Below are 15,851 nucleotides of genomic sequence, written 5' to 3'. Positions count from 1 at the left end.
ACAGTGGGGAACTGTGGATGCACCTATTGTTATGTTTGAGAGCCCACATCGGCTTAGAGCTGCGCTTGCCGACATGGCTGCTTTATTTACGGATCGCCATATCACCATTGCACGAGAGCTTACAAAGCGTTTTGAGCAGGTACATACCTGCGCTTTAAGCGAGGTGCTGAGCTGGCTGGATAGTGATTCACACCATGGGCAGGGTGAGTTTGTATTGATTTTGCATGCGGCAGAGACCCAGAGTGTGGTGGCCGGCATAGATCCGGCCACAGAGCGTTGGCTACATGCTTTATTACCACAGGTATCGACGCGCGATGCAGTAAAAATAGCGGTTAAGGCGACAGGCTTAGCACGAGATGTGGTGTATGACTGGGTGCTTGCCCATAAATCCTAGCGCACAGCTAAGGTAGGTTGTAAACCGGTTTCTGCTTGAATAAGTTGGGCTGCAGAAAGAGCGTCTTCACGGCTTGGATAGGGGCCCATTTGCACACGAAATAAATCATTAGCGGGCTCAATGTGGGCATCGCGAGTATCAAGACTGCCTATTTCGCTATTGATATGTTCTGCTAAACGTGTGGCGCTTTCTGCATTTTTAAAGGCACCAAATTGCAAATAGATATGTGGGATTACATCACCCGCAATTGGGCTAAGCGTATTGGGAGGGGGTGGGGTTTGTCGGCTATCTACCGTAGTGAGGCGGCGAGGCTCAGCTTCTTTGATAAAGGTCTCCAGCTCATCTGGTTGCTCAGCATCGGCTAAGTACGTGCCGGTACGGATATCATCGTGTGTGATGGCTTCTACAATCACTGTGCCGCTACCAGGACCAATCAGCCCTAGCTTAGCGGCAGCCACGTAGGATAAATCAATAATACGATTACTATGAAAAGGGCCGCGGTCATTAATGCGTACGATAATAGACTGACCTGTTTTTGGGCGGGTAACTCTAGCATAACTAGGCAAGGGTAATGTAGGGTGTGCCGCCGTCATGGCATACATATCATAGATTTCACCATTGGCGGTTTTTCGACCGTGAAATTTTTTGCCGTACCAAGAGGCGGTACCCGTTTGACGAAAAGGCTGATTGGCAGATAAGGGAGTGTAGCTACGCCCTAACACTGTATAAGGGCGCATATTGGCTGGTGCATATGGTTCAATACGAGGGGTGGCATTAGGAATTGCATGCAGATTTTTAGGAAGATTCGTACCAGGGCCATCGTCTTTATAGTAGCCTCCGCCCCCAGGGCTTGAGGTAGGGCGGTTAGCGCATCCTGCGATAAGACCAATCACACTTAGACTAATCAGAGCTAAAGCAAAAAAACGCCGAATCATAAGGGGAGATCTGCTGGGGGCTGATTACGATGACGAATGAGCAATGGTGAGTGGTGGGCAAAACGCAGTGCAAGTTGCTCTGTGACATAAACAGAGCGGTGTTGCCCGCCTGTGCAACCAATACCTACGGTTAGGTAGTTGCGCGTATCTTGCATATATAAAGGGAGCCAACGCTCCACAAAGCCGGCAATGTCATTAATCATGTTTTCTACCGTACCAAACTGAGACAGCCATTTGGCAACGGGTTCGTCTTTGCCTGTGAGTGGGCGTAGTGCTGGGTCGTAATGGGGGTTAGGCAAGCAACGGACATCAAAGATTAAGTCCGCATCGCCCGGTACACCACGCTTATATGCAAAAGACATAAAGGTGAGCACGACAGGAGCGCGTTCTGCTTGTACCAAATCGCGTACCCAGGAACGGAGTTGTCCTGGCGTTAAGTCCGTTGTGTCAATGACATGTTCGGTTTCACGTAGCGGAGCAAGCAGATGTCGCTCCATATTGATACAGGTTTGTAAAGAGGGTGACTGCCCTTCTTGGCGCAGACGATCAGTAAGAGGGTGACGGCGACGGGATTCGGAATAGCGTTGAATGAGGGTATGGTCGCTCGCATCTAAGAAAATAACGCGAATAGGTAGCCCTGCTTCGCGTAAATGGGCAATGGTGCCGGGAAGCTGATGCAGATCACCGGGTGCACGTACATCAATGGCTACGGCTACGCGTTCGATGCCTGTGTCTTGTGCGCGATAAAGAAATTCTTCAAGAAAGGGAACGGGCAGGTTGTCTACACAGGTATAACCCGTGTCTTCGAGCAGACGTAGGGCAACTGATTTGCCTGAGCCAGAAATACCTGTGATTAAGACGACATTAAGCATGGATATCAATGTGTATTAAGGGTCGGAAGAAGATGGTGTATTCTCCATGATAGCAAGAGCTTGACGTTGCATGAATTCTTTCATGGTGTCAATGCCACGCAAGTGTAATATTGTATTACGTACAGCAGCTTCGACCAGCACGGCAAGGTTTCGTCCTGCGGCGACCTGTAACATGACTTGTTTAATTTCTACGCCCAGTACATTTTGAGTCTGTTGCTGAATAGGCAAACGCTCAAAATTATCAGGCGTGGAGCGCAGCAAATGAACAATTAACTTGAGGTTCATTTTACGCCGTACGGATGTTTCACCAAAAATCGTACGGATATCTAATAGACCCAGCCCTCGGACTTCGAGTAAGTTTTGGAGCAAAGGAGGGCATTGCCCTTCGATGAGGTTGGGCGCGGTGCGCGATAGCTCAACCGCATCGTCGGCGACTAAGCCATGTCCACGTGAGATGAGTTCTAAGGCCAACTCACTTTTTCCTAAACCCGATTCGCCAGTAATCAGCACCCCTAAACCCAGTACATCCAAAAACACACCGTGCATTAATGTAGTGGGAGCGAGTCGTTTTGCTAAATAAACGCGTAACACGTCTATTAATTCGGCCGCATCGTGTTGAGTATTAAGCAAAGGGATGTTGAGCTGCTGGCACAGGTCAATCAGATCAGCCGGTGCTTGGCTGGTGCCAGCTACGATCATGGCGGGCACACCCCCCTCGACCAGCTCGGTTAAGTAGTACTGTCGGCGCGAGGCCTCAAACTTAAAATAATAGTTGATTTCTTCCACCCCTAATACCTGAATACGGCGGGGGTGGATAAGATTCAGGTGCCCGATTAGGTCTGCAGAAGCAACGCCGTAGTCAAGTTCAATATGCTTGGCCGCGTTCTCGGATGCCAGCCATTGGAAATTAAGCCGGGCTTGATTATCGGTGACTAGGTCATGAATGCTCAGCATGGAGGTTGCCTTCGGCAGAGGTGGTAAGAAGCTGATGGATGACCGCCGGATCATTTTCCGTTTCTAGCTGATAGCGTAGGTCGTTATCGGACATAAGGCGCGCAATTTCAGCAAGGAGGTCTAAGTGGATTTGTGTTGCATGCTCTGGCACTAATAAAAAGAAAAGCAAACGGGCACTACGACCATCGCTGGCATCAAACCGGATGGGCTCAGCTAGGCGCATAAAAGCACCAATCGGATCCTTGAGGTCTTTGATACGACCGTGTGGCACGGCTACTTCGTGGCCAAGAGCGGTAGATCCAAGGCGTTCACGGGCAATAAGACTTTGAAAAATTGCCGTACGCGCAATACCGTGATGGTTTTCAAATAGCAGGCCAGCTTGCTCAAAAGCCCGTTTTTTACTGGTGACTGCAATATCCAAGACGATATTAGAAGGGGGTAAGATACGTGACAGTAAGTTCATGGCTGCCATTATAGGGCGGTTAGATAAAAGCAATATACTGACATTTAATACGAAGTCAGAGAAATAATAAAGCCCCGTGCTATGGAGCAGCGGGGCTATTGATAGTATCAGTGTATCACTTGAGTGAAAAGAGTAAGTGCTAACCCGTTAGGCCAGAGAGGCTTCCATGCGCTTATGTGGTTGGTGGGCATGGTTTGTGGTTTTAGATTTGTGTTTGATGACCTGACGCTCGACTTTGTCGGCGAGAACGTCAATGGCAGCATACAGGGTGTCTTCGGAGTTAGAGCAGTGAATATCTTTGCCGGCAACCCGCAGTGTGATTTCTGCAGTATGTTTAAGGCGTTCGATAGATAGTATGACCTGAGCTTCGATGACCGAGTCAAAATGTTTATCCAATCGTCCGATTTTATTGTGAACGTAGTCGTGGATAGCGGGGGTGACTTCGAGGTTGCGACCAGTAATATGCAGGTTCATAGTATCTCCTGTGTGTAAACAAAACAACGCATACAAGCAATGAAAAGCGTGGTGATGGGCCTCCTTTTTGTTAACGACACAGTTTCAGTATACCGAAAAGCCAAAAGAAATCTATGCGTAATATCAACACCTGTTTTTATTTTATAGGTGTATTACATTTTAAAGTTTTTACCAAGATAGACTTGGCGTACCGCCTCGTTGTGAATAATTTCATTAGGATGTCCACTGGTTAGTACAGAACCATCGCTAATGATATAGGCGCGATCACAGATTCCAAGGGTTTCTCGTACGTTATGATCGGTAATGAGTACGCCGATTTGGCGTGATTTTAAAAACTGCACAATACGCTGGATTTCAATGACTGCGATGGGGTCTACACCAGCAAAAGGTTCGTCTAACAGGATAAAGCGTGGGTTGGTGGCTAAAGCCCGCGCAATTTCGACCCGTCGTCGCTCTCCACCGGATAAGGACACGGCCGTATTATGGCGAATATGTTGGATTTGTAGCTCTTCGATAAGGTGATCGAGCTGTTCCTGGACCGCCACTTTGCTTAGACGCTTGCCCTGAGCATCGCGCTGCAGTTCCAGTACAGCGCGGATATTGTTCTCCACGTTCAGCCGCCTGAATACCGAAGCGTCTTGGGGTAGGTAAGACAAGCCCATTTGGGCACGCTGGTGCATCGGCATCGCTGTGATGTCATGACCGTCAATTTCAATGCGTCCCGAATCGACCGGTACAATACCAACAATCATGTAAAAGCTTGTGGTTTTACCCGCACCATTTGGTCCGAGTAGTCCTACGACCTCGCCACTTTCAACAAGTAGGCTGACATCTTTAACAACAGTGCGTTTACCATAGGTTTTACGCAAACCTACTGCACGTAAGCTACCAGGGGATAGAGAGTTCGGCATAAGGGATTATTGGGATTTTTGTTTACATTCAGCGATGGCACGGTCAATTTGAGCGCGTGGTCGTGCCACGGAACGTACGCGCTGATTGGCCGAGGAGTGGCCACCAATTGCTTGATAGGTATCTGTTTTTTTATTGTAAATAATGCGCTCGCCCTGAATACTATCAATGACTTTGCCACAAATTGAGCGTGTTAATACGGCTTGACCGATAAGAGTGAGTTGCTCTGAGGCACTGTGGTATTCGGCACGGGTGCTTTGACCTTTGATGATCTCGTACTTTTCAGGGGTTTCTTGGCGTACTAGGACACGGGGGCTCTGTTGCACGGTAGCGATCGCGTGTTGCGAGCCATCGGCTTGCTCATTAACCGTCACACGGTCGGCATGTAAGTTCAGGTTGCCACGCGTAAGAATCACGTTGCCATTAAAGATACTTTGGCGTTTGATATCGTCATAGTCTAGCGTGTCTGAAAGAATTACAGTATCAGGCTCGGCGGGTTGGGCGAGCACCGATACAGGAACAGCACTAAGCAAAATAGAGAATAGCAAAAAAAGAATTTTAATGGGGCAGGGGGGGGTTGAGCAGGGGTCAAGGTGACCTGTGCGTTGCGATGGACTTGGAGTTGGCGGGAAGTATTGTCGTATTCCACACCAATACCTTGCAAGGTGTTCGGCCCATTGATAATAACAGCGGGACGATCGGTTGTGATTTTATCCTCATCGACGTAGATCGTTAATTGGTCGCTACGGATAGAGAAGCGATCCCCTTTGGTGTCAGGCTGGCGGTGGACGTACGCATTGCCTATCATTTGAATCCGTTGACCGGCGTCATCCATGATGGCGAGATCGGCAGTGGCCGTAGTTAGCGGGTTTTGTTTTTGTTTGACAAGAGCGGTTGCGGCATCAACATGATACGAGTCATCGTCAGGGTAGTGCTGCATAAAGCGGCCCTCTAAACGGTTGACGGCAATACCTTGTTCATCGGTGCGTAACATAACAAAATCGTTGGCCCAGCTATCCGGCTCATGGGTGTAGCGTCGCGGGGGGTCGAGTTCAACCGTGGAGTGCGTGTAGTGCGCCGCCCACCAAGTGCCCGCAACCAAGGCTGCCAATAAAAGTAAAGCCGTAAGGGCGGGCAAGCGTTCACGCATTATTGGGGGCTTCCGGTGATTAAGCTAACAGGTGGAGTGGGGGTAAAATAATGCCCTAGGCGTGCTTGAGAGGCGAGGATCAAATCACAACACTTGCGCGCGGCACCATAGCCGCCTTCGATGTCAGAGACCCAGTGGGCGAGTTGACGAATGTATTGTGGGGCATTGGGTACGGTGGCGGCAAAACCAACGCGTTTCATGGCGCTTAGATCAATAATATCATCTCCCATATAGCCAATTTGTTGCATATCCAGCGCGTATTTTTGGGCGAGCTGTTGGAGTACTATAGATTTGTCTCGGATACCCTGATGGACTTCGTCGATGCCAAGCTCGCTAGCGCGTCGAGCCACAATTGGGCCGGATCGACCAGTAATTAAAGCAACGGTAATACCGCACTCTTGGAGTAGCCGTAAGCCGTAGCCATCTAAGGCATGAAAGGCTTTGATACACTCGCCCTCTTCGTTATAAAACAAGCGGCCATCTGTTAAGACACCGTCCACATCAAAAGCCATAAGACGGATGGCACGCAAGCGCTCACGCGTTTCGGGGCTCAGAGACGCAAGAAGTAAGGATTCGACGGGGTGATAAGAGATATCAGCTTGGTTCATTAGATTACCTTTGCAGCAAGTAGATCATGCATATGTAGAGCTCCTAATAATAGCCCGTTTGTGTCCACAACTAAAAGCTGATTTAACCGAAGTTGATCCATATGGTTCGCGGCCTTGATGGCAAGCTCAGAGGCGGGAATGGTTTTGGGGTGAGGAGTCATCCCCTCTTCGACGGGGCGATAACGAATATCGCCGCAACGCATGATGAAACGGCGCAAATCGCCATCGGTAAAAATGCCAATCGGCTGACGTTTGGGGTTGATGACGATGGTCATCCCCATGCCTTTGGCGGACATCTCTGCTAGCGCCTCGGGTATTAAGGTACCCGCCTCAACAATGGGTAGAGCGTCACCTTGACGCATGATATCGCCTACATAAGTGAGAAGCTGTCGCCCTAAAGCCCCCCCAGGATGTGAGCGAGCAAAGTCTTCTTTGGTAAAGCCTTTGGCTTCTAGGCAGGCTACGGCCAGCGCATCGCCAAGTACCAAGGTCGCTGTGGTGCTTGAGGTCGGGGCCAAATTAAGCGGACAGGCCTCGTGTTGCACATGTACATCTAAATGGATATCGGCATTCTGGGCGAGTTCGGATTGCTGATGTCCGGTTATGGCAATAAATGGACAGCCTAAACGTTTTGTAGCAGAAAGAATGGTTAAAAGTTCAGCCGCTGCTCCAGAATAAGAAATAGCAATGATGACATCTTGAGGGGTAATCATGCCTAAATCCCCGTGTAGTGCCTCGGCTGCGTGCATAAAAAAAGCAGGGGTACCTGTGGAGGCAAAGGTTGCGGCAATTTTACGAGCGATATGACCAGATTTACCTATTCCAGTGATCACTAAGCGCCCTTTGCAATTCAAAATCTGTTGTAGAGCCTGATAGAAGTTTTGTCCTAATTGTGCTTGTAAATCAGCTAGCGCGTTGATTTCTGCTTGAAAGGTACGCTGGGCAGAACGGAGGGCTTGCTCTTGGCTAAAAGGTGGGGGTGAGATACTGGTCATAAAGATATAAGGCTGTCATTAAAGCTACACAGCTTAATTTTACAATTAAAGCGGATAAATCACGACACTTTGGGTCTTTTTGGCGCGTTTTCTATCGAGAAAAGCTAGCGAATCTTGTTTTAATCGTCAAGCAGCGATATGATTCTAACTGTATCGTCATTTCAGTAATTACTGAAAATTGGAAAATGTTGGAATTAGAACCACAAGCTGAGCGCTTTATTTTACATTTTGGGGAAATGGGGGGGCGATGGGGCGTGAACCGCACTGTCGGCCAAATCTATGCATTGTTGTTTTTATCTCCCGAGCCACTTAACGCGGAAAACATTGCGGAAACATTAGGCATATCGCGTTCTAATGTTTCCATGAGTCTGCGCGAGCTACAGTCATGGCGCTTAGTGCAAATGGTCCACAAAGTAGGGGACAGACGTGAATATTTTGAGACTCCCAAAGACGTATGGGAGATTTTTCGCGTTCTCGTCGAGGAAAAGCGTAAAAGAGAAATTGATCCAACATTAACTTTATTACGTGGGTTACTTTTAGAGGAGCCTACGAGCGAGCAAGAGGCATATGGGCAGCAGCGCATCACCGATATGCTGGAGTTAATCGAATTGGCGACAAGCTGGTTTGATGAGGTTCATCGTTTACCTCCTGATACGATTAAAAGCCTAATGCGTTTAGGCTCAAAGGTACAAAAAGTATTAGGGGTAGCGGATAAAGTGCGTAAATCAGTCGGTTCGGGAGAATCAAAATGATAGATCTTGATGTGGTTACGCTGTCGCGCTTGCAGTTTGCATTGACAGCGATGTTTCACTTTATATTCGTGCCGCTTACATTAGGGCTCGCCTTTTTACTGGCGATTATGGAAAGCGTCTACGTGATGACCGGTAAGGACATCTGGCGTCGCATGACCATGTTCTGGGGCAAACTCTTTGGCATTAACTTTGCCGTTGGGGTGGCGACCGGGGTGGTGATGGAGTTCCAGTTTGGGATGAACTGGTCCTACTATAGTCATTACGTAGGGGATATTTTCGGGGCCCCCCTAGCGGTAGAAGGGCTGATGGCCTTCTTTATGGAAGCCACTTTTATTGGGCTGTTTTTCTTTGGCTGGAATCGCTTATCCAAAGTGGCGCACTTGATTGTGACCTGGTTGGTTGCAATCGGTGCAAATTTTTCGGCGCTTTGGATTTTAATTGCGAACGGTTGGATGCAGAATCCCGTTGGTGCTTACTTTAATCCTCATACCATGCGTATGGAAATGAACGATTTTGCGGCGGTGATTTTTAATCCCGTAGCTCAAGCGAAATTTGTTCATACGGTAAGCTCTGGCTATGTGCTGGCTTCTATTTTTGTACTAGGGGTAAGCGCTTGGTATGTGTTGCGTGGCCGTCATATTGAGCTCGCACGCCGTTCTATGGTGGTAGCGGCAAGCTTTGGCCTAGCGGGTTCGCTTTCTGTTGTGGTGTTAGGTGATGAGAGCGGCTATTTAAGCACAGAGCATCAGCAGATGAAAATCGCCGCCATGGAATCCATGTGGGAAACTGAGCCTGCGCCTGCTAACTTTAACGTCATCGCAATTCCTAACCAAGAAGCTCGACGCAATGATTTTGCTTTAGAGATTCCTTGGGCCATGGGGATTATCGGGACGCGCTCCTTAACAACGCCTATGTTAGGAATTAATGATCTCGTTGAGCATGCAAAAATTCGTATTGCTCACGGTATTGATGCCTACAATGCCTTACAGGTTTTACGAGCAGACAAAACCGATACGCAAGCACAAGCCGTGTTTGATGAGTATTGGAAAGACTTAGGTTATGCCTTGCTCTTGAAGCGCTATGTCGAGGATCTGAATGAGGCCACCGATGCGCATATTGCTCAAGCTGCATGGGATACCGTCCCTCAGGTTGCCCCTTTATTCTGGACCTTCCGTATTATGGTGGCTCTAGGGTTTTATTTCATTGGCTTCTTTATTGTGGCGTTTTACTTGGCCGCCAAGGATCGCCTTACCGTATCGCCACGCTTTCTTAAATTGGCTGTGTTTACGATCCCCTTGCCGTGGATTGCGGTGGAATGTGGGTGGTTTGTGGCCGAATTTGGTCGCCAGCCATGGATTATCGAGGGGGTCTTGCCGACTTATTATGCAGCCTCTGGTTTGAGTGTGGCCGACTTAGCGATTAGCTTGGCCATCTTTATTGGTTTATACAGTGTTTTGGCCTTGTTAGGTATTAAAGTGATGCTGCATGCTGTACGCCAAGGTCCGGATGAAGACCCAAAATCCCCAGCAAATGATTTTGCTGCTAGCGCAGTTGCCGCTAAATAAGGAGCGAAAAAATGGAATCGTTAATTCTGTTTGATTACGACACCATGCGCCACATTTGGTGGTTGCTGTTAGGTGTGTTGCTCATTGCCTTTACGGTGATGGACGGTGCGGACTTGGGCGTGGCGATGCTCTTGCCTTTTGTTGCAAAAACGGACGATGAGCGCCGCGTCCTCTACAACGTGATCGGTCCTGTCTGGGAAGGCAACCAAGTGTGGTTGATTCTAGCCGGTGGTGTGGTGTTTGCTGCGTGGCCTCTGTTGTATGCCATGTCTTTTTCTGGCTTTTATTTAGCCATGATGTTGTTATTGGTAGCCCTGATTTTACGTCCTGTGGCTATCAAATATCGCAGTAAGCTGACATCAGTAAAATGGCGCCAAAACTGGGATATAACGTGGTGTTTAACCGGCTTTGTGGCGGCTCTGGTATTTGGTGTGGCGATTGGTAACGTCATGTTAGGGGTACCTTTCCGCTTCGAACCAGATACTTTACGCCCTGTTTATGAAGGCAGTTTCTTTGGGTTGTTCCAGCCTTTTGCTCTGTTGTGTGGGGTGCTGAGTATTGCCATGATGCTACTCCAAGGTGCAGTAGTTTTGGGCTGGAAGACCGAAGGCGATGTGGCACGTTTATCTAAGCGTTGGGCGGTATGGTCTGGCATCGCTGTGATTGTGTTGTTTGTAATCGGTGGCGTGTGGATAGCATTGGCCGTTACCGGTTATGTCATGGATACCAACCTCATCCCTGCAAATGAAGCATCCAATCCCCTCTTAGATGCTAAAGCCATTTCTGCCCAAGCTGGCGCATGGATGAATATTTACAGTGCTACCCCTCTGGCATGGATTGCCCCTGTGCTGGGTGTGGCTGGTGCTGTACTGGCCATGGCGTTGGTTGGCCGTGGTGGGTTAACCGCGGTCGTCATGTCCTCGTTGAGCATCGCCGGTGTGATTTTGACTTTTGGCTTTTCCACGTATCCGTTCTTGCTGCCATCCTCCTTAGAGCCTGGCGCAAGTTTGACGATTTTTGATGCGTCTGCCAGTCATTTCACCCTGTGGGTTATGTTGTTAATTACAGCGGTGTTTTTACCTTTAATTATTGCTTATACCTCGTGGGTATACCGTGTGATGCGTGGTAAGGTCACTGCCGAAACCGTTAACGACGCCCCTCACGCTTATTAAGGAGTTCTAACAATGTGGTATTTTTCTTGGATTTTAGGTTTGGGTTTAGCATGTGCTTTTTCCATTCTGAACGCCATGTGGTTTGAACTGCGCGTGACGGATGCCAAAGAAAAAGCAGCAAACAACTCCTAGTTATTGCTGTTATGACAACAAAAGCTCCTTCTTCTTCGGAAGCGGCTATACAGCGTCGCTGGTTATCTAGCTTGTGGCGTATAGCCCCGGCTGCCATGTTATGGGCGATTCTTGCGCCCTTGGTGGCCGGAGGGGTCTTGGTTTTACAGGCTTGGTTTTTGGCTCAGACCTTAGACCAAGCCATTCGTTTATCTGTTGTCCCTGCGGACTTACTAGGGCAAATGGTGTTAATTGCTGCTTTGATTGCTTTGCGAGCCATTTTGCTTTGGTCCGGAGAGCGTGCTGGTAGTTATGCTTCAGAGCATATTAAGCAGCAGTTGCGTCAACAGTTTTTTGCCCAGCTTTTAGCGCGTGGTCCAGCATGGAGTAAACAAACGCCTGCAGGCTCACTTGCCGTGGCTATTCTTGACCAGGTGCAAGCCTTAGATGGGTATTTGCAGCGGTTTTTGCCCGCTACCATCTCTGCTGTCTTTTTACCGTTAGCTTTTGCTATTGTTGTGATCCCGGTCGACTGGGTTGTGGCCTTGTTGTTTTTGATTAGTGCGCCTTTGATACCTTTATTTATGGCATTAATTGGTATGCGTGCTGAGGCGGCTAATCAAAAACATCAGCAGGTATTAAGTCGTTTGTCAGGGGTGTTTGCCGATCGAATACGTGGCTTATTTACCTTGGCGTTGTTAGGGCGTACACAAGACGAGGTGGCGTCTATACGTTCAGCGAGCCAACGCTTAAGTCAAACCACCATGAAGGTATTACGCATTGCTTTCCTCTCTTCCGCTGTGCTGGAGTTATTTGCGGCATTAGGGGTGGCTGGGGTGGCGGTTTATATCGGTTTAAGTTATCTAGGGATGCTAGGGGAGCATTTTTCAGGCTACACCTTACAGCATGGATTATTTTGTTTGCTTTTAGCCCCCGAGGTCTATAACCCTTTGCGACAGATGGCTGCTAGCTATCATGATCGTGCTACCGCCAAGGCCGCAGTACATGGGTTACAGCAGCTTTATTCTCAGTTGCCTGCGTTGGATAATGCGCCACCCCTGCCTACCGTGTCACCGGTGGTACAGGTTGAAAGCACTACTGATACAGATGTGGTGTTGTCAGCGCGGCGGTTGGCAGTACAAACGCCACAAGGGCATGTGTTATTACAGCCTAGTGATTTTTGTCTTTATATCGATCAGCCGGTGGCGCTGATGGGAGCAAGCGGGATTGGTAAAACGACGTTATTAGAAACGCTTCTAGGCTTACGCCCCTATGCCACCGGTCAGATCACGCATTATTTTGACGCGGGACAAGCTGTATTAATTGGTCAGCAGCCTTTTATTGGTTTGGGGTCTATTGCTCAGTTTTTACGTCAGGTGAATCCACAGGCAACGGATGAGCAGTTGTGGGCCGCATTAGCCCAAGCGCAGGCGGCGGACTTTGTGCGGGGCTTAGCATCGGGGTTAGATACGGTGTTGGGGACCCGAGGGCATGGTGTTTCTGGTGGGCAGGCGCACCGATTGGCTTTGGCGCGGCTGTTCTTAACCGATCCTAAATGCATTTTTCTTGATGAGCCAACGGCTTATTTGGATGAAAGCACCCGAGACGCGGTACTAGAAGCTATTTTTGCCTTTTCTAAAGGTCGTGCCTTATTTGTGGCCACGCATGATGAGACGCTTGCTCGGTCGTTTACACATATTTGGCAGTTACAGGATCAACAGCTACATCGTATCAAAGAGGGTGAAGCGTGAGATTTTGGTGGCAATTAGCGGGGCCTTGGTTAAAAGCGCATTGGCGGTTGAGTTTGTTTGCCTTATTGCTGGCGCTCTCTACGGTGTTTGCTGGGGTGGGTTTATTAGCGGTTTCAGGTTGGTTTTTAACGGGTGCTTTTTTAGCAGGCACTACCTTAACCTTTAATTTATTTGCTCCCTCAGCATTAGTGCGGGGGTTGTCGATGTGGCGGATTGCATCACGATATGCAGAGCGTGTTGTTGGCCACAGGGTGACGTTGGATTTACAAGCCGAGATTCGAACCCGTAGTTTTGCCCATTTGGCCACGCTGACACCGGCGCAACTCGCTCAGTATCGCGATGGCGATTTGGTTGCACGGTTAATTCATGATATTGAGCGTTTAGATACTTTCTTTTTGTTGATTATTGCTCCCGCTTTTACGGCTTTGATTGCTGGCGGGGTATTTAGCTTGCTCATGGGCATGGCGCTTCCTTTGATGGGGTGGGTGCTGCTCGTGGTGTTATTGTTAGCAGCGGCTGTACTGCCTTATCTTTTAGCTCGACGCACCGCCAAAGCGGGTCTAGAGGTGCAAAAAACACATGCGGATTTACGCGCTTTGGCTCATGATGCGATTGCTGCGCATACCGATATTTTGGTTTTTGGTATGAGCGGGCAAGCGCAGGCACAGTTTGAGCAGATTGGATTGCGGTTAGCGCAAGCGCAAAAGCGGGTGGCAAATGCGGGTAGCTGGGGTACGTTATTACAACAGCTGCTGATGGGGATCTTTGTTTTGGTCTTATTATGGCTAGGCGCAGAGGCCCATGCGCAAGCAGAGCTAGCGGCCCCGATTTGGGTGGGACTGTTGTTAGGCGCCATGGGCTTATTCGAGGTCATAGGGCCAATTATGCGTGGCGCATCAAGCCTAGGCGCGGTACAAGGGGCGGCTCAACGTCTGCGTGATTTAGCACCTGCCCCCATAGCACCAACGGATGCGGCAGCGGTACCATTACCTCAGACAGGGAGCTTGGTATTGGATCAGGTAACGGTTGCGTATGATAAAACCACTGTTCTACAGTCTGTGCAGTTATCCTTAGAGCAAGGGCAACGCATTGCAATTCGGGGGGTGAGTGGCACCGGTAAAACCACTTTGCTTATGGCTTTGATGCGCGTGCAGCCGTTACGCTCAGGTCGTATCACTTATGGCGGGGTGGATGTAGCTCAAGTTCCTTTAGCCCAGCTCTACGAGCGTTTTGCCCTGTTGTCACAACACTCTCCTGTGTTTATGGGAACGATTCGACACAATTTGCTCTTGGCGCAGCCCAACGCCGATGACGCGCGTTTATGGCAGGTCTTAGCGCAGGTGCGCTTGGCAGAGCATGTGAAAGCACTCGGTGGTTTAGACGCCTGGGTGGGGGAGGGTGGCAACACGCTATCCACTGGGCAAATACGGCGTTTGAGCTTAGCGCGTGTGCTGCTGTCCAAAGCGTCCGTATGGCTGCTCGATGAGCCCACAGCAGGTTTAGATCGCCTCACAGCGCAAGCCTGGCTCAAAGACTTACACCGGGTGGCAGCAGAGCGCACGGTAATTATTGTTACCCATGCGGATTTGCCTGCTGGTGTGGTGGATCAAAATTACGTGTTACGTGATCGTCAACTATTTCTCGACGAGAACACGACAAATTAGGTGCTTTGGCTCGCTTTTGTGTAAACTTGCTTGTATGCCACAGGCGCATGGGGCGCTTGGGCTTTTTTTGTGGTTATTACTTCTGCTATGCATACCGATCCCGCCGACTATATCCGTCAAACCATACGCAGTGTGCCCAATTGGCCCAAACCCGGTGTGACGTTTAGAGACATCACCCCTGTTTTACAGGACCCGCAATCTTTTCGGGTCTTAATTGACTTGTTTGTGTATCGCTATATGCGGCAACGACTAGACTTGATCGCCGGCATTGATGCACGTGGTTTTATTGTAGGCTCTGTTTTGGCTTACGAACTAAACCTAGGCTTTATTCCCGTACGTAAAAAGGGGAAGCTTCCTTATCAAACCGTGGTAGAGGATTACTCTTTAGAGTATGGCAATGCTTCGGTTGAAATCCACACCGATTCAGTACGCCCTGGACAGCGTGTATTATTAATTGATGACTTGATCGCTACGGGTGGCACGATGGTGGCTGCTTCTCGTTTATTACAACGCCTTGGTGCAAATACGGTAGAAGCCGCGGCGATTATTGACTTACCCGATCTGGGTGGTTCACAAGCCGTAAAGGATGCAGGCTTACCAGTATATACCGTCTGTACCTATCACGAGGACGATCCAGGTAATCAGGGGTAAATGAACACAGATAAAAGCAGCGCACCCAGCTGCTTTTTTTCACTTGAGAAGACGATGTGGTATTTAATTATGGCCTTTAGTGCTGGTGCTGGCATGGCAATGCAGGCAGCCGTGAACTCACAGCTAGGCAAAGCACTATTCGCGCAGCCCTTGTATGCTGCTTTTTGGTCTTTTGCTTCGGGCACCGTATTATTGTTTTTTTTGGCTTTAGCCAAAGGGCAGCTTTTTCAGGCCTTAGGACAGATTCCTGCTCAGCCCTGGTGGCAGTTGATTGGTGGGCTGCTTGGTGCTGGGTTGGTTTTTTCTAGTGTGTTTTTAGCACCCAAATTGGGTGTGGCAAACATGCTGTTTTTTATGATTTTAGGCCAGTTGGTTTTTGGGTTAATTATTGACTCATTTGGCTTGTTTCATATGCCTGTGCGCGTGATTAA

Annotated in this window: 18 protein-coding genes and 1 pseudogene; 9 read left to right on the top strand and 10 right to left on the bottom strand. The window is 49.0% G+C overall.

Annotated elements, in window-relative coordinates; translation table 11 throughout:
* Positions 1-394, top strand: a pseudogene (locus tag Q1V74_RS00680) (16S rRNA (cytidine(1402)-2'-O)-methyltransferase); the annotation flags it as partial.
* Here Q1V74_RS00680 and Q1V74_RS00675 read toward each other — a convergent pair.
* The 10 genes from Q1V74_RS00675 to Q1V74_RS00630 all read right to left on the bottom strand — a co-directional run bounded on the left by Q1V74_RS00675 (position 391) and on the right by Q1V74_RS00630 (position 7,754).
* A complete protein-coding gene (locus tag Q1V74_RS00675; protein ID WP_300646592.1) occupies positions 391-1,329 on the bottom strand; it encodes a septal ring lytic transglycosylase RlpA family protein in 939 nt (312 codons plus the stop codon). The pseudogene Q1V74_RS00680 and the gene Q1V74_RS00675 sit on opposite strands and share 4 nt — an antisense overlap.
* On the bottom strand, positions 1,326-2,201 hold the full coding sequence (rapZ, locus tag Q1V74_RS00670) for an RNase adapter RapZ (protein WP_260650221.1): 876 nt from the start codon (positions 2,199-2,201) through the stop codon (positions 1,326-1,328). Before rapZ ends, Q1V74_RS00675 begins: the two co-directional genes overlap by 4 nt.
* A gap of 15 nt (positions 2,202-2,216) precedes the next feature.
* Positions 2,217-3,155, bottom strand: coding sequence for an HPr(Ser) kinase/phosphatase (hprK, locus tag Q1V74_RS00665; protein WP_300646591.1), 939 nt, complete (start codon positions 3,153-3,155; stop codon positions 2,217-2,219).
* Positions 3,139-3,618, bottom strand: a complete 480-nt coding sequence (locus Q1V74_RS00660; RefSeq protein WP_300646590.1) for a PTS sugar transporter subunit IIA — start codon at positions 3,616-3,618, stop codon at positions 3,139-3,141. Before Q1V74_RS00660 ends, hprK begins: the two co-directional genes overlap by 17 nt.
* Positions 3,619-3,765: 147 nt before the next feature.
* Complete coding sequence (raiA, locus tag Q1V74_RS00655; protein WP_300646589.1) at positions 3,766-4,092, bottom strand: ribosome-associated translation inhibitor RaiA; 327 nt, start codon at positions 4,090-4,092, stop codon at positions 3,766-3,768.
* Positions 4,093-4,244: 152 nt separating this feature from the next.
* On the bottom strand, positions 4,245-5,003 hold the full coding sequence (gene lptB / locus Q1V74_RS00650; protein ID WP_260650217.1) for an LPS export ABC transporter ATP-binding protein: 759 nt from the start codon (positions 5,001-5,003) through the stop codon (positions 4,245-4,247).
* Between the two features lie 6 nt (positions 5,004-5,009).
* Positions 5,010-5,534: a lipopolysaccharide transport periplasmic protein LptA gene (gene lptA, locus Q1V74_RS00645; protein WP_300646588.1), complete on the bottom strand. Its 525-nt coding sequence runs from the start codon at positions 5,532-5,534 to the stop codon at positions 5,010-5,012.
* A complete protein-coding gene (gene lptC, locus Q1V74_RS00640) occupies positions 5,477-6,151 on the bottom strand; it encodes an LPS export ABC transporter periplasmic protein LptC (RefSeq protein ID WP_300646587.1) in 675 nt (224 codons plus the stop codon). The genes lptA and lptC overlap by 58 nt, the downstream gene beginning before the upstream one ends.
* A complete protein-coding gene (locus Q1V74_RS00635) occupies positions 6,151-6,759 on the bottom strand; it encodes an HAD-IIIA family hydrolase (protein WP_300646586.1) in 609 nt (202 codons plus the stop codon). Before Q1V74_RS00635 ends, lptC begins: the two co-directional genes overlap by 1 nt.
* Positions 6,759-7,754 carry a KpsF/GutQ family sugar-phosphate isomerase gene (locus tag Q1V74_RS00630; protein WP_300646585.1) on the bottom strand — a complete coding sequence of 332 codons (996 nt, stop codon included), beginning with the start codon at positions 7,752-7,754 and terminating at the stop codon, positions 6,759-6,761. The genes Q1V74_RS00635 and Q1V74_RS00630 overlap by 1 nt, the downstream gene beginning before the upstream one ends.
* Before the next feature lie 188 nt (positions 7,755-7,942).
* Between Q1V74_RS00630 and Q1V74_RS00625 the strand changes: the two genes are divergently transcribed.
* The 8 genes from Q1V74_RS00625 to Q1V74_RS00590 form a co-directional block, all read left to right on the top strand.
* Positions 7,943-8,506 carry a GbsR/MarR family transcriptional regulator gene (locus Q1V74_RS00625; protein ID WP_300646593.1) on the top strand — a complete coding sequence of 188 codons (564 nt, stop codon included), beginning with the start codon at positions 7,943-7,945 and terminating at the stop codon, positions 8,504-8,506.
* Positions 8,503-10,071 carry a cytochrome ubiquinol oxidase subunit I gene (locus Q1V74_RS00620; protein WP_300646584.1) on the top strand — a complete coding sequence of 523 codons (1,569 nt, stop codon included), beginning with the start codon at positions 8,503-8,505 and terminating at the stop codon, positions 10,069-10,071. The genes Q1V74_RS00625 and Q1V74_RS00620 overlap by 4 nt, the downstream gene beginning before the upstream one ends.
* Before the next feature lie 11 nt (positions 10,072-10,082).
* Entirely contained in the window at positions 10,083-11,243 is a 1,161-nt protein-coding gene (gene cydB / locus Q1V74_RS00615) for a cytochrome d ubiquinol oxidase subunit II (RefSeq protein ID WP_300646583.1), read from the top strand.
* Between the two features lie 12 nt (positions 11,244-11,255).
* Entirely contained in the window at positions 11,256-11,375 is a 120-nt protein-coding gene (gene cydX, locus Q1V74_RS00610) for a cytochrome bd-I oxidase subunit CydX (protein WP_260650210.1), read from the top strand.
* Positions 11,376-11,386: 11 nt separating this feature from the next.
* Positions 11,387-13,105, top strand: coding sequence for a thiol reductant ABC exporter subunit CydD (gene cydD / locus Q1V74_RS00605; protein WP_300646582.1), 1,719 nt, complete (start codon positions 11,387-11,389; stop codon positions 13,103-13,105).
* Positions 13,102-14,769, top strand: a complete 1,668-nt coding sequence (gene cydC / locus Q1V74_RS00600; protein ID WP_300646581.1) for a thiol reductant ABC exporter subunit CydC — start codon at positions 13,102-13,104, stop codon at positions 14,767-14,769. The genes cydD and cydC overlap by 4 nt, the downstream gene beginning before the upstream one ends.
* A gap of 87 nt (positions 14,770-14,856) precedes the next feature.
* A complete protein-coding gene (locus Q1V74_RS00595) occupies positions 14,857-15,420 on the top strand; it encodes an adenine phosphoribosyltransferase (protein WP_260650341.1) in 564 nt (187 codons plus the stop codon).
* A 54-nt stretch (positions 15,421-15,474) separates the two neighbouring features.
* Positions 15,475-15,851 (top strand): DMT family transporter (locus tag Q1V74_RS00590; RefSeq protein WP_300646580.1); only part of this gene is annotated, 377 nt, incomplete at its 3' end.

This window comes from Paenalcaligenes sp. (assembly GCF_030152715.1).
GTDB classification, from domain to species: domain Bacteria; phylum Pseudomonadota; class Gammaproteobacteria; order Burkholderiales; family Burkholderiaceae_B; genus Paenalcaligenes; species Paenalcaligenes hermetiae.
The sequence above is the reverse complement of the archived record's forward strand: the minus strand, read 5'-3'. Positions and strand labels throughout refer to the sequence as shown.

Excerpts from the sequence above, each read along its gene's own strand:
- rapZ (WP_260650221.1), bottom strand. The coding sequence starts at position 2,201 with ATGCTTAATGTCGTCTTAATCACAGGTATTTCTGGCTCAGGCAAATCA.
- raiA (WP_300646589.1), bottom strand. The coding sequence starts at position 4,092 with ATGAACCTGCATATTACTGGTCGCAACCTCGAAGTCACCCCCGCTATC.
- Q1V74_RS00635 (WP_300646586.1), bottom strand. The coding sequence starts at position 6,759 with ATGAACCAAGCTGATATCTCTTATCACCCCGTCGAATCCTTACTTCTT.
- Q1V74_RS00675 (WP_300646592.1), bottom strand. The coding sequence starts at position 1,329 with ATGATTCGGCGTTTTTTTGCTTTAGCTCTGATTAGTCTAAGTGTGATT.
- cydB (WP_300646583.1), top strand. The coding sequence starts at position 10,083 with ATGGAATCGTTAATTCTGTTTGATTACGACACCATGCGCCACATTTGG.
- lptC (WP_300646587.1), bottom strand. The coding sequence starts at position 6,151 with ATGCGTGAACGCTTGCCCGCCCTTACGGCTTTACTTTTATTGGCAGCC.
- Q1V74_RS00620 (WP_300646584.1), top strand. The coding sequence starts at position 8,503 with ATGATAGATCTTGATGTGGTTACGCTGTCGCGCTTGCAGTTTGCATTG.
- hprK (WP_300646591.1), bottom strand. The coding sequence starts at position 3,155 with ATGCTGAGCATTCATGACCTAGTCACCGATAATCAAGCCCGGCTTAAT.
- lptB (WP_260650217.1), bottom strand. The coding sequence starts at position 5,003 with ATGCCGAACTCTCTATCCCCTGGTAGCTTACGTGCAGTAGGTTTGCGT.
- cydD (WP_300646582.1), top strand. The coding sequence starts at position 11,387 with ATGACAACAAAAGCTCCTTCTTCTTCGGAAGCGGCTATACAGCGTCGC.
- Q1V74_RS00630 (WP_300646585.1), bottom strand. The coding sequence starts at position 7,754 with ATGACCAGTATCTCACCCCCACCTTTTAGCCAAGAGCAAGCCCTCCGT.
- Q1V74_RS00595 (WP_260650341.1), top strand. The coding sequence starts at position 14,857 with ATGCATACCGATCCCGCCGACTATATCCGTCAAACCATACGCAGTGTG.
- Q1V74_RS00660 (WP_300646590.1), bottom strand. The coding sequence starts at position 3,618 with ATGAACTTACTGTCACGTATCTTACCCCCTTCTAATATCGTCTTGGAT.
- cydX (WP_260650210.1), top strand. The coding sequence starts at position 11,256 with ATGTGGTATTTTTCTTGGATTTTAGGTTTGGGTTTAGCATGTGCTTTT.